The 26,785-nt window shown below is 43.7% G+C and carries 28 protein-coding genes and 3 pseudogenes; 17 read left to right on the forward strand and 14 right to left on the reverse strand.

The window, feature by feature from the left end:
- Positions 1–76: 76 nt before the first annotated feature.
- Positions 77–1,174: a 23S rRNA (adenine(2503)-C(2))-methyltransferase RlmN gene (gene rlmN / locus ACQQ6X_RS15045; RefSeq protein WP_149034785.1), complete on the reverse strand. Its 1,098-nt coding sequence runs from the start codon at positions 1,172–1,174 to the stop codon at positions 77–79.
- A 333-nt stretch (positions 1,175–1,507) separates the two neighbouring features.
- On the opposite strand from rlmN, the pseudogene ACQQ6X_RS15050 reads away from it, so the two are divergent.
- Positions 1,508–1,972, forward strand: a pseudogene (locus tag ACQQ6X_RS15050) (GyrI-like domain-containing protein); the annotation flags it as partial.
- Between the two features lie 45 nt (positions 1,973–2,017).
- Here ACQQ6X_RS15050 and ACQQ6X_RS15055 read toward each other — a convergent pair.
- Positions 2,018–2,906, reverse strand: a pseudogene (locus tag ACQQ6X_RS15055) (LysR family transcriptional regulator).
- Between the two features lie 157 nt (positions 2,907–3,063).
- On the opposite strand from ACQQ6X_RS15055, the gene ACQQ6X_RS15060 reads away from it, so the two are divergent.
- Entirely contained in the window at positions 3,064–3,804 is a 741-nt protein-coding gene (locus ACQQ6X_RS15060; RefSeq protein ID WP_305165990.1) for an SDR family NAD(P)-dependent oxidoreductase, read from the forward strand.
- 73 nt (positions 3,805–3,877) lie between these two features.
- Here ACQQ6X_RS15060 and ACQQ6X_RS15065 read toward each other — a convergent pair whose 3' ends face one another.
- A complete protein-coding gene (locus ACQQ6X_RS15065) occupies positions 3,878–4,228 on the reverse strand; it encodes a winged helix-turn-helix transcriptional regulator (protein WP_063207476.1) in 351 nt (116 codons plus the stop codon).
- A gap of 163 nt (positions 4,229–4,391) precedes the next feature.
- Between ACQQ6X_RS15065 and ACQQ6X_RS15070 the strand changes: the two genes are divergently transcribed.
- Positions 4,392–4,943, forward strand: coding sequence for an NAD(P)H-dependent oxidoreductase (locus tag ACQQ6X_RS15070; RefSeq protein WP_305165991.1), 552 nt, complete (start codon positions 4,392–4,394; stop codon positions 4,941–4,943).
- A 31-nt stretch (positions 4,944–4,974) separates the two neighbouring features.
- Positions 4,975–5,685 (forward strand): SDR family oxidoreductase, encoded by a 711-nt coding sequence (locus tag ACQQ6X_RS15075; protein WP_305165992.1) that lies wholly within the window; start codon positions 4,975–4,977, stop codon positions 5,683–5,685.
- Positions 5,686–5,798: 113 nt separating this feature from the next.
- On the opposite strand, the gene ACQQ6X_RS15080 is transcribed toward ACQQ6X_RS15075, so the two are convergent.
- Positions 5,799–6,584, reverse strand: a complete 786-nt coding sequence (locus ACQQ6X_RS15080; protein WP_430493460.1) for a YheC/YheD family protein — start codon at positions 6,582–6,584, stop codon at positions 5,799–5,801.
- A 190-nt stretch (positions 6,585–6,774) separates the two neighbouring features.
- Here ACQQ6X_RS15080 and ACQQ6X_RS15085 point away from each other — a divergent pair, with 190 nt between their 5' ends.
- Genes ACQQ6X_RS15085 through ACQQ6X_RS15095 form a run of 3 tightly spaced genes read left to right on the forward strand, consistent with a single transcriptional unit; the run spans position 6,775 to position 8,694 of the window.
- A complete protein-coding gene (locus ACQQ6X_RS15085) occupies positions 6,775–7,353 on the forward strand; it encodes a TetR/AcrR family transcriptional regulator (RefSeq protein ID WP_305165994.1) in 579 nt (192 codons plus the stop codon).
- A 27-nt stretch (positions 7,354–7,380) separates the two neighbouring features.
- On the forward strand, positions 7,381–8,121 hold the full coding sequence (locus tag ACQQ6X_RS15090) for an SDR family oxidoreductase (protein WP_305165995.1): 741 nt from the start codon (positions 7,381–7,383) through the stop codon (positions 8,119–8,121).
- Positions 8,122–8,157: 36 nt separating this feature from the next.
- On the forward strand, positions 8,158–8,694 hold the full coding sequence (locus ACQQ6X_RS15095) for a Crp/Fnr family transcriptional regulator (protein WP_277508171.1): 537 nt from the start codon (positions 8,158–8,160) through the stop codon (positions 8,692–8,694).
- Here ACQQ6X_RS15095 and ACQQ6X_RS15100 read toward each other — a convergent pair.
- The 4 genes from ACQQ6X_RS15100 to ACQQ6X_RS15115 all read right to left on the reverse strand — a co-directional run bounded on the left by ACQQ6X_RS15100 (position 8,627) and on the right by ACQQ6X_RS15115 (position 11,368).
- A complete protein-coding gene (locus ACQQ6X_RS15100; RefSeq protein ID WP_305165996.1) occupies positions 8,627–9,148 on the reverse strand; it encodes a DinB family protein in 522 nt (173 codons plus the stop codon). The genes ACQQ6X_RS15095 and ACQQ6X_RS15100 overlap by 68 nt on opposite strands.
- A gap of 64 nt (positions 9,149–9,212) precedes the next feature.
- Complete coding sequence (locus ACQQ6X_RS15105; RefSeq protein ID WP_305165997.1) at positions 9,213–10,157, reverse strand: helix-turn-helix transcriptional regulator; 945 nt, start codon at positions 10,155–10,157, stop codon at positions 9,213–9,215.
- A gap of 115 nt (positions 10,158–10,272) precedes the next feature.
- Complete coding sequence (locus ACQQ6X_RS15110) at positions 10,273–10,629, reverse strand: nucleotide excision repair endonuclease (protein WP_305165998.1); 357 nt, start codon at positions 10,627–10,629, stop codon at positions 10,273–10,275.
- A 70-nt stretch (positions 10,630–10,699) separates the two neighbouring features.
- The gene (locus ACQQ6X_RS15115) at positions 10,700–11,368 is read right to left on the reverse strand and encodes a hypothetical protein (protein ID WP_305165999.1); all 669 of its coding nucleotides are present in this window, start codon (positions 11,366–11,368) and stop codon (positions 10,700–10,702) included.
- Positions 11,369–11,523: 155 nt separating this feature from the next.
- On the opposite strand from ACQQ6X_RS15115, the gene ACQQ6X_RS15120 reads away from it, so the two are divergent.
- Together ACQQ6X_RS15120 and ACQQ6X_RS15125 are read left to right on the forward strand one after the other, a co-directional pair.
- Positions 11,524–13,062 (forward strand): FAD-dependent oxidoreductase, encoded by a 1,539-nt coding sequence (locus ACQQ6X_RS15120; protein ID WP_305166000.1) that lies wholly within the window; start codon positions 11,524–11,526, stop codon positions 13,060–13,062.
- Positions 13,063–13,153: 91 nt separating this feature from the next.
- A pseudogene (locus tag ACQQ6X_RS15125) lies at positions 13,154–13,291 on the forward strand (spore coat protein); the annotation flags it as partial.
- Positions 13,292–13,405: 114 nt separating this feature from the next.
- Here the strand turns inward: ACQQ6X_RS15125 and ACQQ6X_RS15130 are convergent.
- On the reverse strand, positions 13,406–14,392 hold the full coding sequence (locus tag ACQQ6X_RS15130; RefSeq protein WP_305166001.1) for an aldo/keto reductase: 987 nt from the start codon (positions 14,390–14,392) through the stop codon (positions 13,406–13,408).
- A gap of 237 nt (positions 14,393–14,629) precedes the next feature.
- Here ACQQ6X_RS15130 and ACQQ6X_RS15135 point away from each other — a divergent pair, with 237 nt between their 5' ends.
- Positions 14,630–15,337: a phosphodiester glycosidase family protein gene (locus ACQQ6X_RS15135; RefSeq protein WP_305166002.1), complete on the forward strand. Its 708-nt coding sequence runs from the start codon at positions 14,630–14,632 to the stop codon at positions 15,335–15,337.
- 48 nt (positions 15,338–15,385) lie between these two features.
- On the opposite strand, the gene ACQQ6X_RS15140 is transcribed toward ACQQ6X_RS15135, so the two are convergent.
- Entirely contained in the window at positions 15,386–15,877 is a 492-nt protein-coding gene (locus tag ACQQ6X_RS15140; protein WP_305166003.1) for a hypothetical protein, read from the reverse strand.
- Between the two features lie 116 nt (positions 15,878–15,993).
- On the opposite strand from ACQQ6X_RS15140, the gene ACQQ6X_RS15145 reads away from it, so the two are divergent.
- Positions 15,994–17,178: an RCC1 domain-containing protein gene (locus ACQQ6X_RS15145; protein ID WP_305166004.1), complete on the forward strand. Its 1,185-nt coding sequence runs from the start codon at positions 15,994–15,996 to the stop codon at positions 17,176–17,178.
- Between the two features lie 217 nt (positions 17,179–17,395).
- Here ACQQ6X_RS15145 and ACQQ6X_RS15150 read toward each other — a convergent pair whose 3' ends face one another.
- Positions 17,396–18,025 carry a YfbR-like 5'-deoxynucleotidase gene (locus tag ACQQ6X_RS15150; RefSeq protein WP_149034803.1) on the reverse strand — a complete coding sequence of 210 codons (630 nt, stop codon included), beginning with the start codon at positions 18,023–18,025 and terminating at the stop codon, positions 17,396–17,398.
- Between the two features lie 166 nt (positions 18,026–18,191).
- Here ACQQ6X_RS15150 and ACQQ6X_RS15155 point away from each other — a divergent pair, with 166 nt between their 5' ends.
- The 5 genes from ACQQ6X_RS15155 (at position 18,192) to ACQQ6X_RS15175 (ending at position 23,261) form a co-directional block, all read left to right on the forward strand.
- Positions 18,192–18,887 (forward strand): response regulator transcription factor, encoded by a 696-nt coding sequence (locus ACQQ6X_RS15155; RefSeq protein ID WP_305166005.1) that lies wholly within the window; start codon positions 18,192–18,194, stop codon positions 18,885–18,887.
- Entirely contained in the window at positions 18,880–19,884 is a 1,005-nt protein-coding gene (locus ACQQ6X_RS15160; protein WP_305166006.1) for a sensor histidine kinase, read from the forward strand. Before ACQQ6X_RS15155 ends, ACQQ6X_RS15160 begins: the two co-directional genes overlap by 8 nt.
- 101 nt (positions 19,885–19,985) lie before the next feature.
- On the forward strand, positions 19,986–20,747 hold the full coding sequence (locus ACQQ6X_RS15165) for an ABC transporter ATP-binding protein (RefSeq protein WP_305166007.1): 762 nt from the start codon (positions 19,986–19,988) through the stop codon (positions 20,745–20,747).
- Positions 20,737–22,677 (forward strand): ABC transporter permease, encoded by a 1,941-nt coding sequence (locus ACQQ6X_RS15170; RefSeq protein WP_305166008.1) that lies wholly within the window; start codon positions 20,737–20,739, stop codon positions 22,675–22,677. The genes ACQQ6X_RS15165 and ACQQ6X_RS15170 overlap by 11 nt, the downstream gene beginning before the upstream one ends.
- A 188-nt stretch (positions 22,678–22,865) precedes the next feature.
- Positions 22,866–23,261, forward strand: coding sequence for a hypothetical protein (locus ACQQ6X_RS15175; RefSeq protein WP_430493461.1), 396 nt, complete (start codon positions 22,866–22,868; stop codon positions 23,259–23,261).
- Here the strand turns inward: ACQQ6X_RS15175 and ACQQ6X_RS15180 are convergent.
- From ACQQ6X_RS15180 to ACQQ6X_RS15190, 3 genes are all read right to left on the reverse strand, one after another.
- Positions 23,258–24,232, reverse strand: coding sequence for an aldo/keto reductase family protein (locus ACQQ6X_RS15180; RefSeq protein WP_305166011.1), 975 nt, complete (start codon positions 24,230–24,232; stop codon positions 23,258–23,260). The two genes, ACQQ6X_RS15175 and ACQQ6X_RS15180, sit on opposite strands and share 4 nt — an antisense overlap.
- Before the next feature lie 161 nt (positions 24,233–24,393).
- A complete protein-coding gene (locus tag ACQQ6X_RS15185; protein WP_305166012.1) occupies positions 24,394–25,359 on the reverse strand; it encodes a radical SAM protein in 966 nt (321 codons plus the stop codon).
- Positions 25,360–25,651: 292 nt separating this feature from the next.
- Positions 25,652–26,164 carry a hypothetical protein gene (locus tag ACQQ6X_RS15190; RefSeq protein ID WP_326401313.1) on the reverse strand — a complete coding sequence of 171 codons (513 nt, stop codon included), beginning with the start codon at positions 26,162–26,164 and terminating at the stop codon, positions 25,652–25,654.
- A 73-nt stretch (positions 26,165–26,237) separates the two neighbouring features.
- Here ACQQ6X_RS15190 and ACQQ6X_RS15195 point away from each other — a divergent pair, with 73 nt between their 5' ends.
- Entirely contained in the window at positions 26,238–26,690 is a 453-nt protein-coding gene (locus ACQQ6X_RS15195; RefSeq protein ID WP_305166014.1) for a hypothetical protein, read from the forward strand.
- Positions 26,691–26,785 lie beyond the last annotated feature (95 nt).

A 26,785-nucleotide genomic window follows, 5' to 3' on the forward strand; every position in this document is an offset into this window, starting at 1 on the left:
CATTTCCAGACGGCGTTTCATTCTGTGGCTTGTACATAAAAAAAGCGTACTCCTGTTAGAGAGTACGCTTGTGTGTTCAACTAATCGCTTCGCGCTCCGCATTGCGGCTACCGCCCGCATCCTTGCGAATTTGCTTGCTGCGCAGCTGTCCGCAGGCGGCATCAATGTCAACTCCATGCTCCAGTCGAACACTACAGCTAATGCCTTGTTTTTTCAGCACATCATAGAAGCCAGTGATGGATTCCGACTCGCTCCGCTGATATTGGCTATGCTCATCCACCGGATTGTACGGAATCAGGTTTACATTGGCCAGATTACGACGATGGCCCACCAGCTCAGCCAGTTCAAGCGCATGCTCCTTACTGTCATTAACATCCTTCAGCAAGATGTATTCCAGCGTAATCCGGCGATTCGTTTTGTCCAAATAATAATCAATCGCCTGCATGAGCTTCTCAATCGGAATCGCCCGGTTGATCTTCATAATGCGGGTACGAATCTCATTATTTGGAGCATGGAGCGATATTGCCAAATTAACGTGCAGATCGGAATCTGCAAATTCAATGATTTTATCGGCAAGACCACTAGTGGAAACGGTAATATGCCGCGGCCCAATCGCCAGCCCTTTGTGATCCTTAATGACCCGAATGAAATCGGACAGGTTCACAAAGTTATCAAACGGTTCGCCGATGCCCATGACTACAACGTGACTGACTTGGTCGCCCGGACGTTCCTTGTCCAGATACAGCTGCACCTTCATAATTTGCTCTACGATTTCACCGCTGGAAAGGTCACGGCTCTTCTTTAACAATCCGCTCGCACAGAAGCTGCATCCAATGTTGCAGCCCACCTGCGTCGTCACACATACAGATAATCCAAATTTATGTCGCATTAATACCGTTTCAATCAAATTACCATCCTGCAAGCGGAACAAAAACTTGACCGTCCCGTCTGCTGACTGTTGCTTCACGTGTTCTTCCAGGGTTTCAATAGAGAAGTGCTCTGCCAACAGGCCAGTACAATTCTCATGGACCTCTGTCATTGACGCAAAATCAGTAATCCGTTTCCGGTACAATGCGTCCCATACCTGTAATGCCCGAGATTTTTTATGTCCATGCTCCATGAGCCATGCTGTTAATTGGTCTAACGTTAATCCATAAATGGATTCCTTTTTCATGTTCGATCCTCTTTTCACAAACGTTAAAATTCGTATTTCTATATATAAAACCTAGCTATCACGACTCGTCTCAACTATCATTGCATCATAGCATGTTTGAGCGCTCTGCGCTATTCAAACACTTCTTGTATTGTCCCAAATTTTAATTATGAACACAAGGGGGCAGGCTGACGATCCTGTTCAACAATAGCACGCAAAGACAGGATGACGGACTCCGTGAATGGTATGATTACAACCAAGGAAGGTGATGTGGTTGGAATGGTTGCTTCGGATCAAGAACGCACTCGACCTCATGGAAGAGAGAATGCGCAACCCCTCGATATTGATGAAATTGCAAAGGCGGCTTTTACGGTCATTGGCAAATCCATTCAAGTCACCACGAAGAACGGTGAAAATCTTCGGAATATCCCAAAATTCTGGGATCAGCTTAACGGAGATGGCACCTCAGATCGCATTCATGCCTTGGGTACAGGCGACGATATACTCGGTATCTGTCTGGACATGAAGCATGGTGAGGAAACGTTTAGCTACTTCATCGCCGCAGAGGGCAGTGAAGATGTGGCAGCCTCGAACGGATTAGAAGCCAGAACCATTCCGGCTGCAACCTGGGCTGTGTTCACATCCATCGGTCCTATGCCTCAAACGATCCAGAAGGTTTGGCAAAGAATTTTCCAGGAATGGTTCCCTGCAAGCAACTATGAGCATTCAGGTGGTCCCGAGCTGGAGGTATATACCATGGGGGATGCTCATACTGAGGACTACCGAAGTGAAGTATGGATTCCAGTTACGAAAAAATAAACAAACGAACCGGCTGCCTATTGCAATCGGTTTGATATTGTATGCTCAGGACAATTGCCCAAGTTCCTGCTTTAATACGGAATATAGCCTTGAGCTTGCCAGCTTCAGTGGTGCCTCGGTTGCTTTATACAGAAGACCAAAGGTCATATCAATCAAGCTGCCGCTTAATTGCCTCACTGCTGTTCCTGCCGGGACAGGATCGACTAGAATTTGTGGCACAAGAGCAATCCCCAATTCACATTCCACATAGGATTTTAGAGCCGTCATGCTGCCAATTTCCATCGTATCTAACGTGGTTATTCCATATTCCTTCATGACCATTTCAAGTTTGCGTCGATAAGGACAGATGGACGACGTAATAAGCAGGCGATGCCCTTGCAAATCTGCGGGTCCAATGCACTCCTTGTCTGCAAGAGGGTGATGAACAGGCATTAAGACTACAAAATTCTCCTTAAATAAAGGTTCAAAATATAGCTCTGAGCCTAAATCGGGAGCGGAGCATAACGCGATATCCACGTTCCCCTTGGAGAATACGCTCGCTTAATGCAGGGGTATTCCCGAACTCCACAGAAACCCGAATGTGAGGATAATGGGTTAAGAATCGTTTTAAAATTTCGGGGAGTCGGTAACTGGCGGTCGGTTCGGTCACTCCTATTCGAATGTCCCCTGCGGTTCCCCTTTGCAAGTTCTCCATATTTTCCTGCAATTGCTCCATGTCCTTTACAATATGCAGACTTTGTTCGTACAACATCCTGCCCGCTTCAGTTAACTTTACTTTCTTGCCCCGTTCAATCAGTTGAACTCCCAGATCGGATTCCAGCTTCTGTATTTGCATCGTCACAGTGGATTGTGCATAATTCAACGCTTCCGCTGCACGCATAAAACTTCCGTAATTCACAATCATCTGAAATGTTTTGAGTGCTTTAATATCCATTCTCTACTCCCATGTCACTTGCTTAGTTCAAGTTTATTGAACTATAAGTTCATTTAATTCAATTATACAAAATATAATACACCCTCTACAATGATCCATATTAGACCACATTATTTTTCTCATATAAAACTAACGAGTTGGATAAGGAGCGGTATACATGGATTTATATCAAAAAGTAGCCTTGGTTACAGGTGGCGGTACAGGAATTGGAAGAGCGATATGCATGCGGTTGGCGAGTCGAAAGGCTATAGTCGTCGTCAACTATTCGCGTTCTAAAGACGATGCAGAGGAAACTGTCCGTATGATACTTGAACAGGGAGGACGTGCAATTGCATTACAGGCAGATGTTTCACAAGATAAGGAAGTTCGGGCTATGGTCAAGCAGATGGTTCAGCAATACGGCACGGTTGATGTACTGGTGAATAACGCCAGCATTACACATCATATTCCAATGGACGATCTAGAGGCTGTTACGGAAGAGGTGTGGAATGATCTCTTGGCTGTCAATGTGAAAGGTATGTTTTACTGTGCCAGAGCCGTAGCTCCTTATATGAAGCATGGTCAACAAGGAGCTATCGTCAATCTGGGAAGTATAGCTGGACAAACAGGACTAGGTTCCTCGCTCCCCTATGCAGTATCCAAAGCAGCCGTCCACGGGCTGACCAAATCGTTAGCACGATCACTGGCACCTGATATTCGAGTCAATTGCATCGTGCCAGGCGCGGTGGCGACCAGATGGTGGGCAGGTAGAGAAGAACAAATGAAACAATTGGCTCCCCATCTGCTGTTGCAGCGCATTTCCACGCCTGAGGATATTGCCAGCATGGTCTGCTCTGCCTTGGAACAGGAAGCCATGACAGGCCAGATCATTACGGTAGACAGTGGACAGACGCTATAAGAATATTAAGCTTCTGGACAAAGACAGGTATCGTTTATCTCAACGATACCTTGAAGGTTTGCAATCATATTCCTCAATGATCTGCTTTTAAATCTAAGCCAAACCTCTTCAACTCAATAAAAACACCTTCCAGTCGCTTCCCTTTCTCTGTTAACGAATATTCAACACGCGGGGGAACTTCGGGATAAACCTTTCTTTCTAACAGACCGTTGTCTTCAAGCTCCTTTAGGCGTAGAGAAAGCGTCTTGGGACTAATTCCTTGCATCGATTTCTGAAGCTGGCTAAATCTCAGTGTTCCTTCGATCAGAAGGTCACGAATAATTAAAAAAGTCCATTTGGTTCCGATCAAATCGAGCGTTTGGGCAATAGGGCATGGCTGGCCTGGTATTCCTTTTGTCAATTCAATAGGTTCTGGGACATGCAAAGGAACTCCCCCCACAAAAAAATCTTCTAAACTCAATGATATCACAATAGTTCCTTTTAGGAAACTATATGAATTAAATATCACTACTTCCCTAAATGAACTTACTACATATACAATATCGACGTAGTCAATAATATTTTCTCTACTACAAGGAGGTGAAGAGTTGAAAAATATATTAATCATTAATGGTCACCAAAAGTATGACTCTTCTGAAGGGAAGCTGAACCAAACATTGATGGACCATATGGTGCGTCTCTTAAGTGAAGAGAACAAAGTCAAGACAACATCTGTTCAAAATGGTTATACCATCAGCGAGGAACAGGAAAAATTTGTCTGGGCAGATGTGGTCATTTACCAAACACCTATTTATTGGTTCAGTGTTCCTGGATTATTAAAGACTTATATGGATGAGGTCTATGCTTACGGTGTATTCTTTACAGGTTCTCGAAAATATGGGGGCGGAGGTTTATTAACCAACAAGAAATATATGTTCTCCACGACCTGGAATGCTCCAGAAAAAGCTTTTAATGATCCAACTCAATTTTTTAAGGGCAATAGCCTAGAGGCTGCACTCTATCATTTGCATTCTGCACATGCATTTCTCGGTATGGAGCCTTTAAAAAGCTTCGCATGTTACGACGTCATTAAAAACCCAAATATACCCCAATTTATGACTGATCTGGCTGCTCATCTGAAAACCGTATTTCATGAGTAACAAATCCAGCTAAACCTAGGAGGGATTCCAATTGCAAAACCAAAAAATTGTGATTATAGGTGGAAGTTCAGGTATTGGTTTAGAGACAGCTAAGCAAGTCATTTCTCTAGGAGCAGAAGTGGTTATCGCCAGCCGCTCCGAAGATAAATTGCACACGGCGAAGGAAATGCTGGGCCCTCGTGCAACAATATATGTACTGGACACAACAGATGAGCAACAGGTAAAGTCTTTCTTCGAAAAAGTGGGCCCCTATGACCATCTTATTGTTAGCGCGGCAGAAACATCCGGCGGGTCATTCCTTCAATCAGAAACGACTGCAGCCCGCAAGCTCTTCGAAAATAAATTCTGGGGCCAGTACTATGCAGCTAAATATGGGGCTGCCCAACTCTCAAACCAAGGTTCCATTACCTTATTTTCAGGAGTGGTGGCATACAAACTGATGATCGGCTCCTCAGCGCTCGGGGCTGTGAATGCAGCGGTTTCGAATCTTGGTCAGACTTTGGCGTTAGAGCTTGCCCCTATTCGCGTGAATGTCGTCTCCCCTGGCATTATTGATACACCTTCCCGCAGCAAAATGCCTGAAAATACGCGCAATCAATTCTATGATACAGTGGCGAATAAGCTCCCTGTAAAACGAGTCGGACTTGCGGGGGATGTGGCACGAGGCGTGCTTTATTTGATTGAAAATCAGTTTGTGACCGGGACAGTCCTCCATGTGGATGGCGGACATATCTTAACCTAAAAGCTTCGTCTAGGATCGGTTAGTCATACAGCAAAAACGAAGAACGCTCCTCGCATCTTTGCTTGGGCGTTCTCCTTATTTTCTTATCCATTAATGGTTTAAAACACTTTATCTTAATGATGATGATGAATACGGCGTTTATTTCTCAAAATGGTGCGAATCATCTTATGATTCGGGAGCTGCCTGAATAACATATGCCCGGGATGCGGATTGGCCTCGATAATCCAGATTTGACCGCTCTTCTCAATAGCAAGATCGATGCCCAGCTCGCGAACCGGATGATTTTTGTCAATCGTGTCAGCAATGATTCTGGAAAGCTCGATGACCTGGTCCAAAATCTCTTTCATTTTCGCTCTGTCGTTTTTGAAAACCCTTAAAAGCACTTTGGACAACGGCGCCGCATGCCCCCCCTTCCTATAATTAGTAACGACTTTCTGAGGTGCAGCGACACGGCCGGTTATCCCTGAGATGACCCATTCCGATTCCGGCTTCTGCATATACACTCTGGCATCAAAAATGGAACCTTTGTACTTGGCTAACTTGAGTCCTTGCTGTACCAAATAACGACGATGAGGTTTCCGGTAGCTTCTAATGGCTCTTCTTACAGCGTGGGACCTAACGATTCTGCGACTGGAGCCACAACGAACCTCATATCTCCTCCCTATCTTTTTTGCGCGTATGATGCCGGTTCCTCCACTCCCATAATTAGGCTTGATGAAGACCGTACGGTAGGTATCCAGCATCCGTAAAGTCCTTGCATTCGTAATCCAGCGGGTTTCGGGCAAGTGCGAGCATAAAATGGGATGTTGTCGCATTTCCTTGTATTGAATCATCTTTCCAATGGGCACGAATATCCCTCGATTCTGTTGGGTTTTTGCACACACTACATGAATATGCATCTATATTCTATCTTGGTAACGGCGAATGCCACAGTTTGCTATGAAGAGGCAAATCTACTACTCTAGCAGTCTCTTAATTTCATTTTAAAAAAGAGTATCAAATGACAAAAACGGATATTTGTCATTTGATACTCTTTGTGTTATCCTGACTTCAAGGAGGTGACTTACACGGTAAGCCAACCGTGTCTCTATGGAAAAATCCTCAGATATTCTGACCAAGGAACAGATTCTCAATGCTACAGAAGACACACTTAGGCGATTTGGTGTAGCCAAAAGCTCCGTGACCGATGTTGCTAAAATATTGGGAGTAAGTCATGGCACCATTTACCGACACTTTAAAAGCAAAGCTGAGCTTCTTGAAGGTGTGACCGAAAAATGGCTAAATGAAAAGATTATCGATCCATTAATGAAGATATGTCAGGATTCATCTGTGCTGGGAATACCGCATTTAAAACAATATATACAGACCCTGATCGAACTCAAGCAGTATTATGCCCGCGATGACGAGGAAATGTTCGAGATGTATACCCGGGTCACCGAGCAAGCAGCGGATTTAATCGACCAGCATATCTCCCACATTGTGGGCCAGCTCGCTGACATTATTGTGCGTGGGGGCATTACAACGGATCAGCCGGCCCAACTGGCACGTACGCTTTTCTATGCCACAGCCCGTTTTCACCATCCCGCACATGCTTACGAATGGAAAAGTGCGGCGATTGAGCGGGAGTTTTTGGAAGTGTGGATGCTTTTAGAAAAAGGGATATCTTAAACTTTATAGAAAGAAGGCCAAACACATATGAAGCATTTGGATGGGAAAGTAGCCATGATCACCGGCTCCTCCAGAGGAATTGGACGTGCCATTGCCGAGCAGCTGGCTGATTTGGGTGCTAGTGTAGTCGTCAATTATGCCAGCAGTGCGGACAGCGCTAAAGAAGTAGTGGCGGGCATTATTCAAAAAGGCGGAAAGGCTATAGCTCTCCACGCTGATCTGAGCAAGATGGACGATATTGAAGCCTTATTTACAAATACGATTGCCGAATTTGGCAAAGTGGATATTCTGGTTAACAACGCTGGGCTGATGATTACCAAACCTCTGGCTGAGGTGACCGAGGCTGATTTTGACCAGCAGTTTGCACTGAATGTAAAGGGTACCTTCTTTGCCTGTCAGCAAGCGATGAAATACATGGAGAACTACGGAAGAATCGTGAACCTGTCCACGTCCGTGATCGGACAAATGTTTCCGGCCTATAGCGTGTATGCGGGTACGAAAGGCGCGGTGGAGCAATTTACCCGTCAGCTAGCCAAGGAGTTCGGAAGCAGACAAATTACGATCAACGCCGTGGCTCCCGGTCCTGTCAACACAGAGCTTTTTCAAGCAGGAAAAACAGAGCAGCAAATCGAAGGCATGAAGAAAATGAATGCTATGGGTCGTCTTGGTGAACCGGAGGATATCGCTGATGTGATTGAGTTTCTGGTTAGCGCTAAATCGCAGTGGGTCACCGGACAGACCATCCGCGTCAATGGCGGATTCATCTAAAAGCTGGAATACATGAAATGGAGGCTATACACGTTCATGATATTACACAAAGGCGAGACCTTATTTCGACAAGGGGAAACTGGCCCTTTATATCATTTAAAGAGCGGCTTGTTAAAAATTATCCGCGTCCATGAAGACGGCTCACAAATTTTAGTTAATGTAATTGTGCCCGATGAAATCATCCCGCACCACTCCCTCATCAGTCCCAATCCCTATTATGGTACCGCGATGGCGCTGGTCACCTCAGAGATTGAGGTTCTGTCGCAAAAGGAATGGTACCTGAAGCTGGAGCAAGACCCGGCTCAATGCCGAGCCATCGCTTTGCAGCTACAAGATAAGCTGCGCATGATGCAGCAACGAATTGACCAGCTCACGGAGGTATCGCCTGCCGAGAAGCTTCGGAAGCTTCAACGCTGGTTCCACTCCTACATCGCACCCGCGACGTTAACAGACGTGCTGACGCAGGAGGAAATCGGGCAGTTCATCGGGCTACGCCGGGAGACGATTAACCGACTATTGCGTGCTTCAGGCGCTCCATCTGCGAAAGATGGTGACGATAATGCATCTCGATGAGTCTAAACCACTCTCCCGCATTCAACGCGCCAAATCCGGGATGAGGAGAAGTAGACGACCCTGTTGACTTCTCAACGGTTGGCTCAATCTCTCTCATTTTACGGATCACTACGTTCAATCCTTCTGCAATCTCTTCTTTGCTCGTCGGTTGGGGGGGAGTATACTGCGGAGATGGTGGAACTTGAATACGTATGGGTGGATAGCTTCCCAAGTTAAATGCGGTTGTGCCCGCCTCCGTTTTAGTCCCTTTTTCCCCATTAGACTGTAGACAAAGCTCTATGTTCCTAAGATGCATATAAAGAGCAGAGTTCACCAAATGAAGATACATTTGTCCAAGCGACCATTGTCCCTCCTGTGGTGTGTACTGCAACTGCTCCAGAGTAAAGCTGTCCAATTCAAGAAGATAGTGCTGTGCCGTTTCTTCAAAACGCTGTAATGTTTCGCTTGTATTCATATAGTAAATGCCCCTCTCTATCAAAGTAGCTTTACTATACAAGAACGCTACTGACAGCATTATGTCAGTAGCATTTCAACATTTTTTCCACTTCTGTCCGTACACGCTCGCGAAGCGATTCAGGCTCCAGCACCACCACATCTGCGCCCCAACCAAGTATCCATGATAGTAGTTCCTCTGGGTGCCTAACACGGAAAAATACATGAATTCCATCCTCACGCTCCTCTATGGACTCCATGTAAAAATGGTTCGCTTCCTTCAATTTATCTATAATATCCGAACAGGCCTTTATGTGAACATTGATGTGGCGGTCATCGTCTTGCTTATAATCCTGCAAATTAAAATCAACAGGCAACTGATAACTGTCCTCTAGCATGATCAGATCGTTCATACGCGACAAACGGAAATGGCGCAGCTGCTGCCGCAATTCGCATTGTCCAATCAAAACCCACGAACCATGAAGCAGGACCAGACCATAAGGGGCAACCACACGCACACTTTGGCGATTCCCGTCAGCCTCTGGCATTTTTTTGGAGTAGCCAAACCGAACCTTCCGTTTATCCAATACAGCGATACGCAGCATCTCCAAATAGGCTTTCTCTGTATGGTTTGTCCCTTTACCCACCGCCAGCAATCTGATGGTCGTCCGCACCTGAGTAACTTCCCTGCGAACGCTCTCTGGTAAAATAGCTTCAATTTTCCTGCGTGAGGCTTGCGCCTTCATGCCATAGTCTGTATCAAATTTTTGTTCGACGAAATCTGTCCCGATTAGCAGTGCCACAGCTTCTTCTGCAGTAAAGCTTACAGGTGGAAGGAAGTACCCCTCCATCAAGGAATATCCAATGCCCGGTGCTCCTACAATCGGTACGCCCGATTCACTTAGCGCCTGAATATCCCGATAGATCGTTCTTACACTCGTTTCGAAGATCGCCGCTAAATCCTCGGCCCTTAAAATATCCTTACGCTGCAACTCTAGCAAGATGGCAAGCAACCGGTCGGTTTTATTCATACTACATCGCTCCGTCTTTAATAGGATCTAAAATGTACGAATATAAAAAAGCAATAAGGGCAGTGCACCACTGCGGCTTATTGCTCTTTTTTCGTAAAACGTAGTTGCTTCTTCTTTACTTATAATACACTTTTTCAACGTTATATTTAGCCTTTTGCGAATTGATGATGTAGGTTTCATAAATTTCACGATCTACCGCATCTTCCACAATACAGACCTCAATAATTGCTACTTCGTTCCGATAAGCCTTGATCGGAGATACGTTATCTTCAAAATGCTTTTTGATTCTGGGTCTTAGCTTTCTTGCTTTACCAACGAACAGCAATTCCTCCTGTGCGTTGTAGAACATAAAGATACCCGCCTTATCTCTAGGGATCAGATGGAAATCTGTAAAGCCATAAATGTGGCTAAGCTCAGGGTTAACCTGTTTGGTAATTGTGATATCCGGAGTTGGGATCGTTATATTAATCACTGTGTCACTTCCTCATTCTATATAGGTGTAAATATTACCACAAAGATGAAGGTAACACCATTCCATAATATTATAGAGTGTCCCCCGGGACAGGTTTCGTCGTTCTTCCCGCCATTCCTTCGAGCGCCCAGACAAGTCCCCCCACAGCAAGGGTGGAGACGACCGCTATAATTACTGTTCCACCGACATGCAGCAGCAGTACGGGAACCCACAGCAGTCCAAGTATACGATGGATGGTTCGCATCCACTTGTTACGTACCTTATTAATATAGAAGCCGTACCCGGAGATAGCCAGTATAATGGCAAAAGCCGCCAGGCCAGAAAAGGTTTTGTGATCTTGAAATTTGGTAATCAGAAAATAGACACCGTGAACGGCAATAAGAATCAAGGTCGCCCAACCCAGCAGTTTATGCAGGGAATGAAACAACTTCCCGGCCTTTCGAACCAACATTGACGGTGATCTCAGTTTCTTCTTAAACCAGAACCAACAGAAAGAGGCCGCCCCAAGGTATACAGAAATCGTACCCAAGGTATTAAATATTTCTCCATTGCCCCCACCCCCTTTTCCGCCGGGACGTCCGCCCATATGCTCTGGTAGATTGCCACCTCCCGGAGGTCGCATGCCAGGCTTGCCACCGGAAACCGAGGACATGTAGTAATAGTAGATTACGAGTAGAGCTGCTACCGTAACTGCGATGATTGCCGGAATCCAAACTTTCTTTTTCATTTTCGTTTTCATTAATTATGCATCCTCCCCGGGAAAATTGCCTTGATTGTACCCGGTCAATCTGAAAACAAGATTAAAGCTCGCTGAAAGTATCCCTTTTTGGGGTATATAAAATCATACAATGATAACAATGTATACATAAATTGTAATCAAAGGGGTGCTGTGAAATGAAACAGGATGAAAATCATGTCGCCTTTCCGCAATTTCCAGAATCATATTGGTTAGCTTCAACGGACATCCCCAGTTTTCCCAAGCTCAGTGAAGATATTCAGGTGGATGTTGCCATTGTAGGTGCGGGGATCACTGGTATCACCACTGCTTATTTACTTTCAAAAAAAGGGCTAAACGTCGCGGTCGTCGATGCAGGACGGATACTTCATGGAACAACGGGCCATACAACCGCCAAAATTACCGCACAACATGATTTGATCTATAGCGAGTTTCTCTCCCATTTTGGTAAGGAGAAAACCAGGCTCTATTACGAAGCTAACCGCGATGCTCTTCAATTTATCAGACAGACGGTAGAAGAGTATCATATCGATTGTCAATTTACAGAAGAAGACGCCTACGTTTATACATGTGCAGATTCGCATGTAGAAAAAATCGCCGACGAATATAAAGCATACAAGGAACTTGGCATACCAGGAAGGTATGTGGAGCAAACGCCTCTGCCCTTTTCAACTAAAGCAGCTGTTATGATGGAAAACCAAGCTCAGTTTAATCCTGTTCCTTTCTTAAGGTATCTGGCTAATCAAGTCATTCAGCAAGGCGGAAAAATTTATGAGCAGACCACCGTTGCTGGTGTGGAGCAAGGAAAACCGGCCACCCTTAATACCAGCGACGGATATAAAATAACCTGCAACCATGTCGTTTCCTCCTCTCATTTTCCATTCAATGATCCAAACGCTCTTTATTTTGCGCGATTGCATGCCGAGCGCTCTTATGTATTAGCGGTCAAGACCGACAGAACTTATCCGGGCGGTATGTACCTAAGTGCAGAAACTCCAAAACGTTCGCTTCGCTCCGTCCTAATAAAGGGTGAACCGATGGTCATCATCGGTGGCGAAGGCCACAAAACGGGCCAGGGAATCTGCACATTTCAGTACTATGAAGCTTTGGAAAAGTTCGCAGAGCAAACATTTGGGTTAAAGGAAATCGCCTATCGCTGGTCGGCCCAAGACTTGTATACGCTAGACAAGCTCCCTTATATTGGGCAGGAACTATCCGATGTTTCCAACATCCTTGTTGCTACGGGTTATAAAAAATGGGGGATGACGACAAGTGTCGCGGCTGCTTTATTAAATACGAATCTGATAACCAGAAAGGAAAGCCCATACCAGGATCTTTTCACCCCTTCAAGATTTCATGCAGACCCTGACATTAAAACATTTGTAACCCAGAATGCGAATGTGGCGAAACACTTGATTGCCGGGAAGCTGGAAATCAGCTATAAAAAAGCCGAAGAACTCCAGCAAGACGAAGGGGCAGTCATCCGGGTAAACGGCAAAAGGGCGGGTGCATATCGAGACCCACAAGGAACATTACACCTGGTGGACACTACGTGCACCCACATGGGCTGCGAAGTCGAATGGAACGAGGCGGAAAGAACATGGGATTGCCCTTGTCATGGCTCACGCTATTCATATCAAGGTGAAGTCATTGAAGGGCCGGCTAAAAAGGCACTGGGCAAAGTTGAAGACGAATAGCACGATCCTTTCTGAATAAACCTAGTTTCGCTGGACAACATACCTTTCAGAGTCGTAAAAGAAAGGTGATCCTATGAAAAGCCAAGTCCAAATTAAAGCCATTGATATGCATGAGCAAATTTCAACGTACATGATCGAACGCGGCTGGTATCACCCCTGGAACGTAAACAAGCAGCTGTCGATGGATCTGCAAAATATCAACACTGCATTACAAGCTCCAGTTTTGTAACAGGATGCCGTGGGCATTATACGAAGCACGTCTTTGCTTATCTATGAAAACGACAAAGCCGTCCTTCACGCCAATTGGTGTAAAGACGGCTTTGTGAGTTATATCGTGATCCTATTATTCCGCTTGCCAGTTTGGCATCCGCTCTGCCGGGTAACGAAGGCCCGCGGCCATTCCTTTGGGAATGATGGCGTTAATTGTCTCCATTTCTTCTGCGGACAAGTCCACATCCACTGCTCCTGCATTTTCCTCTAAATACTTGACCCGTTTGGTGCCGGGAATCGGTACAATTCCCTCTTGCGCAAGCAGCCAGGCCAAAGCCAGCTGAGAAGGTTGGACTCCTTTTTGAGCAGCAAGGTCCTTAACATGCTGCACGAGATCCAGATTCTTTCGGAAATTTTCAGGCTGAAAACGTGGCGCCGTGCGACGGTAATCATCTTCTGCGAAATCATCCAACTTCTGAATTTGACCGCTCAAAAAGCCGCGGCCAAGTGGACTGTACGCCACAAATTCAATGCCCAGTTCCTTACATGTCGGTATAACCTCATCTTCTGCTTCCCGGCTCCATAAGGAGTATTCCGTTTGCAGTGCTGTAATCGGATGTACCTTGTGAGCGCGTCTGATCAGTGCAGGAGACGCTTCAGATAACCCCAGATAGCGGACTTTTCCCGCTTGGACCAGATCACTCATCGCCCCTACCGTTTCTTCGATAGGTACATTGGGGTCGACACGGTGTTGATAGTATAAATCAATCACATCTACGCCCAATCTTTGTAGGCTGCGATCACATGCCTGTTTTACATATTCCGGACGCCCGCTTACCCCCATAAATGCGCCATCTTCCCCGCGCATAATCGAAAACTTGGTAGCTAACACCACCTCATCACGCCGACTGCGCAGAACTTGGCTAATCAGTTCTTCATTTTTTCCCACACCGTAGGTGTCAGCAGTATCCCAAAAGTTGATCCCCAGCTCCAACGCACGATGAAGCGTTTTGATCGATTCCCGATCATCCAACTCACCATAAAACTCGGACATTCCCATGCAGCCCAGCCCTAGAGCAGATACTTGAAGGTTGCTGTTACCCAATTGTTTCTTTTTCAATTCTATCACTCCTAAATTGTAAGAATAGTTACGTATTTCCTAATCGCCACGTTACATCCCGTATGTTACTACTTAAAGTTAACTTCAAGTCAAGTGGTATATCGTCTACGCTATTTCAATTTTTTTTAGAAAATTTGATTTCAGGGTTGTAAGAGACCGCTGTAAATTTCCTATATATATGAGAAACGAATTATCGCGCGAGATTCAGTTTCAAAATTATCTAATTGGAGGTTTCCCATGCCAGCAAACTACTCTTACACCAAAACGTCTGATGGTTTCCATGTGATCATCACGCCAGCTTCGAATATTCAAAATAAAAACATTCGAAGCCGGATCACACAGCAAACCGATTACGGGATTAATGGGGGCTTCTTTTACCCTATCAGCACTACAAAACCACCGACTCAAGGTTTATCTATTGCGGTAACACCTAATAACACTCATGATGTCAAGGCAAATGCGAATGAGAACAGTCGGGGTACTGCATTTATTTTTACGGAGAGTAACAAAACAAAAATAGGAATCACCCGTGCTTCAAGTGTGACGGATCTCAAGAAACAAATGGGAACCTCGATTACGTATAAATCTATTATTAGCGGCGGCAGTCTGTCGCTGAAGAAGAAGGAAGAAGAATGGATTGAAGATTTGAAAAACCTCGAAAACTTCGATTTGAACGGGACCTTGCGATACACCGAATCCATCGGACGGACAGGCTTGGGCTTCAAAGTCGTCAATAATATTTGGCAAGTCTACCTGGTTGTTCATGAAAATGCGACGCTGAAACAACTTCGCAACTATTTTATCAAGCAGGATTGCTTCGAAGCCATTCTTCTGGATGGTGGAGGCTCATCCGGCATTCAGGTCAAAAATTCTGCAGGCACTATGGTCAAATATGAGCAGACACGTTATATCTACAACATGGTAAAACTTATTAACATCACCTAAGCCTTATGACGTGCTCTCATAAGAGTAAGGAGGCCTTACCGGCCTCCTCTATAAATCATCCAGTACGGTAATTTCCAATGCTAGGAAAACAGGTGTCGCAGGGTACACATATGAAATTTCAATGGATTGCCCCGCCTGTAATTCTACCGGACGGATTAATTGCTTCCGCTGACCATCCATCTGCTTATAAATATGTGTATCCGGAACGGATATATAGACCGATTGGATCGGCTTCTCCGTTGGATCGTCACTTTGGGGTAGTTGTTGGGCAAATTGAACTGGCTGTTCAAATTGGAGCAAATAGTTCATGCTGGGGGCTGCCAATGGTTGCTCAATCTCCTTTTCCATTTTTTCGATGCTTTTAATTTTAGCGCGCCCCGTATATACCGTTATGCTTTCTAGGCGTTCTAGATCAAAGATGGATTGAACCACCGCTTCATTTTCACGAAGTTGTTTAATTGGCGGGGCCGGTTCTGTTTTAGAACATGCCGACAATAATGCTGCCACAAGCAAGACAAGGACAGAAACTCCTTTTTTCATCAGTGATCCTCCCTAATCTGGTTTATAGAATATGTTTACTATTAAGACGTGGACAGGAACATTTTGGTTGCTTTAGTTTGTGTTTAACTATTACATTTTGAAAGGTGTGCAATTATATGTTAAAAAAACTCACTCTAACAGCTCTTGCCGCATCAACACTTCTAGTGGGGAGCTCCATTACGGCAAGTGCCGATTCTGACGTGAATTACGACCATTTGCTTTCAGCAGGGACCAATAACGCTTACCTGGCTATGGAAGATGGATCTTCATTTTACGCAACGGGAAGTAACGCCAATGGCAAGCTTGGTGTAGGCGATGGTGGTGGAAATAATAAAACAAGCCCAATGCAAGCAGATGTATCCGATATCGCTATGATCGATGCTGGTGATTCGCACTCAACCTTGCTCAAAAAGGACGGAACGATTTGGTCTTGGGGCTTTGCAAGCTACGGCGAGCTTGGGACAGGGAATAAGCGGGATACGGCACGAGTCCCTGTTAAAAACAAATATATTGATAATGTTAAGGAAGTGAGAGCAGGAGGTCAATTTACACTTGCCCTCAAAAATGACGGTACGGTGTGGGCTTATGGAGAAAACAACTTTGGACAACTGGGCATTGGCACCAAAGGAGTTTCCGCCTTTTCCGTTAAGCCTGTCCAGGTACAAGGGTTGGAGGATATTATAGCCATTGACGCTGGTGATAGCTTTGGCGCAGCTCTAGACAAAAATAATCAGTTATGGGTATGGGGACGTGGTTATGATGGCGCTCTGGGACAGGATGATAAAGAAAATCAGCTCACCCCTGTTCAATACCGAATTGATGATATCAAAACCTTTACCGCTGGTGCAGATCGCATTTATGTATTAACGAATAGCGGAGAAGTATACGCTTCTGGTAGCAATACTTCTGGTAAGCTGGGGGATGGAACCTCTACCTTTAGAAGATCACCCGTATTGATCAATATCTCCGATGTAAATAGACTGAAAGCAGGCAAAACTCAAACTTTCGCTCTGAAAAATGACGGAACGCTTTGGGGTTGGGGAACCAATAATGAAGGACAAGTAGGTGACGGGACTGATGTGTTTTCGATTAAGGTCCCGACTCAGGTTGTAGATGAGATGAACACGCCACTAACCGATGTAGTCGCATTCAGTGCAGCAGGAACCCACTCCCACGCTTTGACAGCCGATGGGACGGTCTGGTCCTGGGGATTTAATAGAAATGGTGAACTGGGAATTGGCAATACCAAACAACAAAATGCAGCCACTAAAACCAACTTCCCAAATCCTTTTTCAAAGTAAATAATATCTTTATCTATAATACCTTATTCAGGGGTTACGTATAGTCTCTCTCGTGATGATCGAATCCAAACGAGCAACAAGTAGCAGTTAATGGAGCTGCTACTTGTTGCTTTTTATGTTCACATTTATGAGATTGATCTGTTTATTACAATTCAAACAATTATTATGTATGAACAGAAGCGCTTCATAGCTTCTGAAAGATGGTAAGGAAATTCATTTACAGTGCTAAAGCCTCTTCTGTAATCTTTTTGATATCAATGGATGAAGGCGTTTCTTCCTTGACCATATCTGGCAGGATATGTTCCAAAAAATATTCAACGCATTTCAATTTAATATTTTTGATTTTTACAAGTGCATTACGATACATTACGATAAATTCCTTTTCGGTATTCCCTCGCTGAAGCTCGGCAAACGCTTCATACACCTGATCCATTTTATCCGCAACCTCTAGAATTAAGCCTTCAACCGAATCATCTTTACCTTCTCTTAGCTGTTTGCGGAAAATTGCTTTAAAATCCTCTGGAATATTTTCTTCAATAAAATACTCAATCATGCCTTCTTCCACCTGCTGGATTAATAGCCGCAGTTCCTTGGAGGAATGCTTCACAGGCGTTTTGATGTCTCCAATAAAAATCTCCCCGTAATCGTGACTGCTGGTAATCTCGTATAGCTTTTTCCAGTCAATGCGTACACCGTTTCTCTCTTCAATATCAGCCAGCGTTTTGGCATATTGTACTACTTTCCAGGAATGAGCCGATACACTATGTTCCTCGAATTTAAACTTGCCCGGACAACGAATAATTCTTTCCAACTCATTAAGCGATCGAAAATAGGTGTGAATCCCCATCCATACATCCATCCTTTAAACGTTATGAGATTGCAGATACACACCAACTATAAACCTCAACTATTAACAGCAGATTATCGCAACATCAAGTTGATTCGATCACATATAGCACATACACAAATTTTGCTATACACTTTATATAAAAATGTAAAAAGTGGTGAAATCATTGTTCAAAATCTTGCTGATTGAAGATGATCAAACTTTGTTCCATGAAATCAAGGACAGGTTAACTCAATGGGCCTATGATGTGTATGGCATCCAGGATTTTAGTAAAGTCATTCAAGAATTCACAATGATAAAACCTGATCTGGTTGTGATTGATATTCAGTTGCCGAAATTTGATGGTTTCCATTGGTGTCGAATGATTCGATCTCACTCTAACGTCCCGATTATCTTCTTATCATCGCGCGATCATCCTACGGACATAGTGATGTCAATGCAGCTTGGGGCGGATGATTTTATCCAAAAGCCCTTCCATTTTGATGTACTGATTGCCAAATTACAGGCGACACTTCGCCGCGTATACAATTACAATACAGAGCCCACTTCCCTCAAAACCTGGTGTGGTGCCACAGTCGATTACGAAAAGAATATCGTGACCCATGAGGCGGGTTCCATCGAATTAACCAAGAATGAAATTTATATACTAAAGCTGCTGATTGAGCAAAAGAACAAAATTGTCTCCCGGGAGGAGTTAATTAAAAGCCTATGGGATGATGAACGTTTTGTCAGCGACAACACCCTGACCGTCAACTTGAATCGCCTGCGAAAAAAGCTGGATGAGCTGGATTTGGGCCGTTTCATTGAAACGAAGGTGGGACAAGGCTACATGGCCATCGAAGAGGCACCTGCCTATGATTAGAGCATACTTGAAAGAAAGGCGGAGCTGGATTGTACTATTTGTATGCCAACAAATACTGATCCTTCTCATCGCTTATGTAGATTTGGCAATCCCGTTGATGCCGATCCTGTATGTCGTTTTCTTATCTATGTTGGTTTTTTTGGTTTTTCTAATCGTCCGCTATCCCAAGGAAACCAAGTTCTATCGGGCCCTGGAGGAATGGGAGGGTCCCCTCGAATTAACCGGCATGGGCGAGCCTGAGAGTCCGTTTGAGCGAATTATTGAACACAAAATAATCCATCAGACCGAACGATTACAACAGATCATCTCGCAAAATCAATTGACCCTCGAACATGAAAAAGATGAGCTGTTATCCTGGATTCATGAGGTAAAAACACCTTTAACCGCCATGCATTTGATGATTGAGCGACTAGACGACAAATCTCTTAAGGCTCAGCTAACCTATGAATGGCTGCGAATTCATTTATTGCTGGACCAACAGTTGCATCAGAAGCGCATATCTTTTATTGAAAACGATTTGTATATTGAGCAAATAGATCTTAAATCTCTCGTTTTTAAAGAAATCAAAGCATTACAGTCATGGTGCATCCAAAAGGGGATCGGTTTTGACATCCAGCTTGAGCAAATGGAAGTGCTGAGTGATGCCAAATGGTTGGCTTTTATCATCAGGCAGCTCTTAACCAATGCCATCAAATATAGCGATGCCAGTGATATTATCATTCACAGCTATCAACAGGGAGACCGAATACAGCTTGAGGTTCAAGACTTTGGACGCGGAATTGATCCGAAGGATATACCTCGTATTTTCGAGAAAGGCTTTACATCCACAACCCAACACTCTGATCATACCTCAACAGGCATGGGGTTATATTTAGCGAAAAAGGCAGCACAATCCTTGCTCATACATATAGATGTGCACTCCAAACCGAACACGGGTACTACCTTCACTTTAATTTTCCCCAAACGAAATGATTTTGTAAGTATGATGAGCATGTGACAGAGATGTCACATGCTTTTATGTATTGTTCGCCGATTCAAAGGAAAAACATCAGCACGATTTTTATAATTAGGCTACAAGAACAATAAGGAGTGCATGAAGTGAATATTTTAGAAGCCCACAAAATTCATAAAACCTATGGTAATAAGCTAAATATGCAGGAGGTTTTGAAGGGAATAGATATCGTTATTGAAGAAGGGGAATTTGTCAGTATTATGGGAGCCTCCGGTTCAGGTAAAACCACACTGCTAAATGTCCTTTCCTCCATTGATAAAGTAAGCCACGGTTCCATTAAAATCAATGACATCGAAATGACGAAAATGAAAGAAAAGCAACTGGCTGAATTCCGCAAAAAGCATCTAGGCTTTATTTTTCAAGAGTATAATCTGCTGGATACGCTTACCGTGAAGGAGAATATCCTTTTGCCCCTATCTATCACTAAAACGCCTAAAAAAGAGGCTAATCGAAGATTTCAGGAAGTAGCTACAGAACTGGGGATTTATGAGCTCAAGGACAAATATCCCAATGAAATCTCGGGCGGACAGAAACAGCGTACATCTGCGGCTAGAGCGTTTATCCATGAGCCTACGATTATTTTTGCCGATGAACCCACGGGTGCGCTGGATTCGAAATCGGCTTCCGATCTATTAAACAAGCTAGGTCAGCTGAACCAAAAGCGCAAGGCCACGATTATTATGGTCACGCATGATCCTGTCGCAGCCAGCCATTGCAGCCGCGTCATATTTATTAAGGATGGGCAAGTATATACGCAGCTTCACAAAGGCATGCAGGAAAGACAAAGCTTCTTCCAGGATATCATGAAAACTCAAGCGGTCTTAGGTGGGGTTCAACATGAACATTAATGTACTCATTCTAAAAAATCTGAAAAAAAACCTGAGCAATTATTATCTCTACGTCTTTGCTCTCATTTTCAGTGTTGCGCTCTATTTCGCTTTCGTCACAATACAGTACGATCCCTCCATGGACGAAGTGAAGGGCTCTATTAAAGGTGCAGCTTCCATACGGGCAGCCAACGTTTTACTGGTTGCTATTGTCTGCATTTTCCTGATGTATGCCAATAATATTTTTATAAAGAGACGAAGCAAAGAAATTGGCTTGTTTCAATTGATCGGGATGACAAAAAGCAAAATCTTTCGCATTTTAAGTGCTGAAAACTTAATTTTATACTTTGGTTCTCTTTTCGTTGGAATTGGGGTTGGATTTTCCTTTTCCAAATTAGTGATCATGATCTTATTTAAGACGACGGGTGTTGAAGCCATTGCCACTCTATATTTCTCTATCCAAGCACTGACTCAAACACTCATCGTTTTTGTTGCCATCTACTTGCTGATCATGGTCATGAATTACTCTTTTATCAAAAGACAAAGTATTTTATCTTTGTTCCGAGTGACCTCAACCACTGAAGGGAAAATCAAGAAAATAACGATTTTTGAGATGATCATCGGGATCATGGGCATCTCACTTATCGCTTTAGGATATTATGTTTCCTCCAGATTATTTGGTGGCGATTTTACATCCTTAAATGAACTATTTATGGCGATGGTATTTATTTTAGGTTCTGTCATCATCGGAACACTTCTTTTTTATAAAGGGTCCATCCGCTTTATTTCCAATATGATCAGAAAAAGCAAAGGCGGCTACTTAAACATTCATGAGGTACTGTCCCTCTCATCTATCATGTTCCGCATGAAATCCAATGCTTTGTTGTTGACCATTATTACAACCGTATCGGCACTGGCCATTGGGTTGCTATCCTTAAGCTATATCGCCTATTATTCTGCCGATCAAGCAGCTGAGGAAAATGTACCTTCCCATTTTGCGATGACGAATGTACCGAATGCGGAGAAATTCAAGACTTTACTTTATGAGCATGATATAAAGTATCGAGAAAAGAAAATTGAAGTGATTCAAGTCAGTGTGAACACAGCGCAAATTATGGAGACCCCTGTGGAAGATCTAAATGTCGGTCCGGATTCCATGACACTATCTGTCGTAAGCGATCAATCTGTGGAGGATACGGATGTATCTCCAGGACAGACGATTTTAACAGGCTATAATGATTTTTTACAGAAATTCATGTCCTTAAAAAACTTTGGCCCCCTGGATTTGAAGGGAAAAACAGAAGTCATACATCAACAATATGTGGGTCTAAAAAGGGATTATGTCATTCCTTACTATTTTACAGCCGGGGGGCTACCCACTGCCATTGTAGATGAAACCATCTTTGAGCGGTTAAAGAAAGACGTAAATCCTAAGATTCAGAAGAAGTCATCCTTATATATTGGAATTGATATACTAAATGCAGCACAGATTAAAGAGGCTGATCGCCTGTTTGCAGCTGCGAATTTTAACGATCAACAAACATCACAGCTTGAAATGAGCAGCAATCAGAAAAGCAATATGGGAGTGATCATGTTTGTCGTTGGCTTTTTGGGACTCACTTTTCTCATTACATCAGGCTGCATCCTTTATTTTAAGCAAATGGATGAGAGCGAAGACGAAAAGTCCAATTATACTGTGTTGAGAAAGTTGGGGTTCACCCAGAGCGACCTGCTGCGAGGCATTAAAATCAAACAACTCTTTAACTTCGGCATTCCGTTAGTGATCGGTCTATCCCACAGCTATTTTGCCGTCCAATCTGGCTGGTTCATGTTTGGAACCGAAGTTTGGATGCCTATGATCATCGTAATGGTACTTTACACTGCCTTATACTCCATTTTCGGGGTGCTATCCATTCTGTATTATAAAAAGGTCATTAAATCCGCATTATAATCGGCCAAAATCCAAAAAGTCCCCTGGCAAAAGTGCCAGGGGTTTTTCCAAATATTTGAGCATTTTCGTTCCTGCGTGTACAATAAAATAACTATCATCGTAACCCCAAAGGGGGAGAGCTTATATTATTATTCATCATCAATGGCATCGGCATGGTAGCGAATATTATACTCGGTTCCTCTGTAGGGGTGGCTATAATCGTAGGAATCGTCTTTTTCCTAATCGGCTTTCCTGAGTTTAAAAAATCGCCAAAGCTCACGAACAAGGCTAAAAAAGACATCACTTATATTATGTCAACACTATTAACGCTTGTGATATTCGTAGTTATCGTTTCTTGGAATATTCATACTTCAGGTGACCTAATTCTTGAAGGTCCGCTAACACCGCAGATGAAACTTCACTGGGGGCAAAAGGTATTGATGCTGGGATTGGTAGAAGGTCTATGGGCTGTCATTAGTCTAAAATGGCTGTTGCCCTTCTTTTTTGATCCGCTGGGTCTCAGTAAGAAGCAAATCCTCGTTTTAGTGAGCGGGATTGCATTTAGTGTGTTTTCAGGGATCTATGCCATGCTTGAAGCAAGCTAACGCAAAGGCGCAAATCCCTCTACTTGCTTCAGAATCTGCTCAATTTTTGTGCAAGTCTCCGATTGCAGCGTCACCTCGACTGCTTTCACATTTTCCTCGATCTGTGCTGGTTTAGTGGCCCCAATTAGTGCAGCGCTGATCCCCGGTTCTCTCAAAATCCAGGCAAGCGCAAGTTGTGACAGGGTGACACCCAAGTCCTTTGCCAACTGATCCAGTTCCTGAACACAGTTCAGGACGGTGTCGTTCATGTAACTGCTGATGACGTTATTGACAGACGCATCAGCTCCGCGGCTGCCCGTCGGCATAGGCTGTCCCGGCTTGTATTTACCCGTGAGGATGCCTTGGGCCAGAGGCGAAAATACAATCTGGCCGATGCCTACCTGCTCGGATACGGAAAGTACCTCATGTTCGATATAACGCTCGAACATATTATAGATCGGCTGATTGGCAATCAGCGGGCGCAGATTCAGCCTTTTCCCAATGCCATAGGCATCCGTGAGCTGAGCGGCACTCCATTCACTGACCGCAGCATACAAGATCTTACCTTGAGCCTGAAGATCGTCTAGCGCTCGCAGTGTCTCTTCCAACGGAGTTTCTGGATCATAACGATGGCAGAAGTAAACGTCGATATAATCCGTGCCGAGGCGCTTTAGACTCGCCTCACATTGCTCCATAATGTGCTTGCGTGACAGTCCCCTGTCATTAGGACCGGAATCCATAGGAAAGTACACCTTGGTAGAAAGCACATAGCTCTCTCTGCGATAAGGCTTCAATGCCGCTCCCATAGCCTTCTCGCCTTCTCCACGGTTATACGCGTTTGCGGTATCAAAGAAATTGATTCCAAGTTCAAAAGCTTTGGCAATACAGGTATGAGCGGCTTCCTGTTCGGCGGCTGTACCGTACGTTAGCCAACTTCCCAGCCCAATCTCACTAATTTTAAGACCGCTGTTGCCGACATTTCTATATCTCATATCTACTCCTTCTTTCATAAGAAGTTTTCATTGATATATTTTAACATGTAAACCCTTTCATTAAAACAAATGATAAAAGACTGATGGAGTTACATGAAAGACATCTACCACCCTACTTATAGGGTAGTAGATGCTTGTCACCTCATCATTTCAAATCATACCTACTCCATGCTTCCTTCAGGGAAAAGTGCATCATATGCAGGACAAGGCAGTTTATCGAGAAACTCCTGAAGCTGCTTCGGCTTATTTTTGTAAATATCCTTTAAGGACGTTCCATTATAAACATTACCGATGACCACTGGATGACATAGTTCACAGATTAGAATATCACCGTTCCCGTGAAGATGAAGCTGCTTCTTACCGTCAACACAGTTGGAAAAATAAACACCTGGCTGCTCCTTGAACCCCAGCGCCTCAGCAAAACGGTCCATACAGGTGAAATACAGCACGGTATCGTCCTTTTTATGTGCGATCAGGTCATGCACAGAACGGATGAGTGCCTCCTTGGTGGAGATAGCGTTCCAATTCGTATGATCCATCACGATGCTGTTTTGGATTTCATGGATGCGCACACCGAGTTCGTATACCTTTTCACTGATCGCTGGCATGTTATTCTGCGTCTCTTCAAATAGCAAAGTCTCCAGCACTGTTTCCAGCTTGGCTTCGGTACACAACCGAATATTTTGCACGATTTTCTCATACATACGAGGATTAACATGATAATAGGCTGCGTATTTATCGGCATCCGTGAAGTTGAAGGAGATATGAATATTGGAAAGTCCCGCGTCACGTAACTTCTCAATTCGTTCAGGGCTGAGCAAACTCGCATTGGTATTGAGCTGGGTAGCGATTCCCTTGCTCGTACAGTGAGCCACGATGTCCAGACAATCCTCATACTTCAGGGTTACTTCACCCCCGGACAGTCGCACACGTTTTAACGTTGGAATGTCATCAATAATACCTATGACCTCTTTGCTGCTGATACATTGTCCATCGTTCCGCTGATATGCACAGCAGTAATCACACTTGAAGTTGCAATTAGAGGTGACCCCGACTTCCAGCCCCTCCAGTTCATAGATACCCGGCTTCTCCAGTTCAAGTGCTTTATATTTATTCTCTATACTCACTTTCTTATTGTCCTCCCGATCTCAGGCTTGTGTCTTGATTTCCCTTGAGATTATACAAAATGGGAGCGACTTGTAGATATGACATTGGTAACGGTAGGAGTATAAGAGCAGAAAATGACCTAAACCATCATAATAAAGGTCATCCTTCACATTTATGTGCAAAGGACGACCTTTATTAGATAAACGGATTATTTTATAATTCCAGATAATTTGATATGAATTTTCGAAGTTCAAGATCATATAATTTATGTAGGTTAATATTGTGTCTTTGATCCTAGGCTTCTTAAACTAATTAATAAACATTCACAGTCATTGATCCTTTTACATTCCCTTTTACCCGCACTCGATAATCTTTACCGTCCATATGCTCCCAATGTAGATAAGAGGTACTACCCACATCAGCTGTTTTAGTCATACTATTGCTTCCATACCATCCTCCAGCCCAAGAGTCATAATACTCCATTCCTAAATCATAAGTTGAATTACTACCAGTATTCCTAGAGCTTGTTGAAATAACCTGAATACTCTCGCCATTGCTCACTGGAATATTACGTGGAATTTGATAATGAGTAGTTACTTCATAATTTGCGGACCATTTGAACCCTGTACTTGAAGGTTGCACAGACTGTAAAGTTTTTTCATCATGGAGTGGAGCATTATAAAAAGTGGAATAGCCATTTTCAGGCCCGTATTGCTGATCTAGTTGCTTTTCATAGTCCGACTCAGCAAAGGCTACTGACGGAATGAGCACACTCCCTAAAAGAGTTGCTACCAGTACCTTTTTCAAAGCTCTATTCACTAACATAATATCCTCCTTTAAATTTTTTTGATCAAATATGTTATAATATCATAGAATATACCAAAAAGGAAGGTGCAATATGGTAAAAAAAGTTATATTCTATCTTGTTGCTGCTATACTACCTGTAGGATTACTCTCTGGATGTGGTCACCCCCAGTCTGTTGATAATCAAGTACCTGCTACTGACAAGCAAATAAAAAAAGAGGACCCCAAAAATGTGGAGGTTTTCCAACCTGTTAAAGATTATTTGGAAGCCATAAAAAAGAAAGATAGCGACAAAGCCCTTAGTCTACTCTCTAACAAATCGTCAATTCCTCTAGAAGAATTCCGTCAATCGGTTAAAGCAAGCTCAGTATCTTCTTTCACCATTGTTGACAGTAAAAAAATGTCTAATGATACCTATAAAGTCCTTACTCATGTAATACAAAAAGGTGAAGAATACGATATGGTCTTTCTATCCAAAAATACAGATGGCCTGTGGCTAGTAGAATTAAATACAGATAAGTCAAAGGATAATTTAACTTTTGATTAGGCATTACTTCTAGCACACAATCCCCTCCACAATTGTGATCAATATGTGAACTGGGCATAGTTCTCATTTCCAAATCCATACTGAGTATATCTGTT

This window comes from Paenibacillus ottowii (genome assembly GCF_050516475.1).
Classification (GTDB): Bacteria; Bacillota; Bacilli; order Paenibacillales; family Paenibacillaceae; genus Paenibacillus; species Paenibacillus ottowii.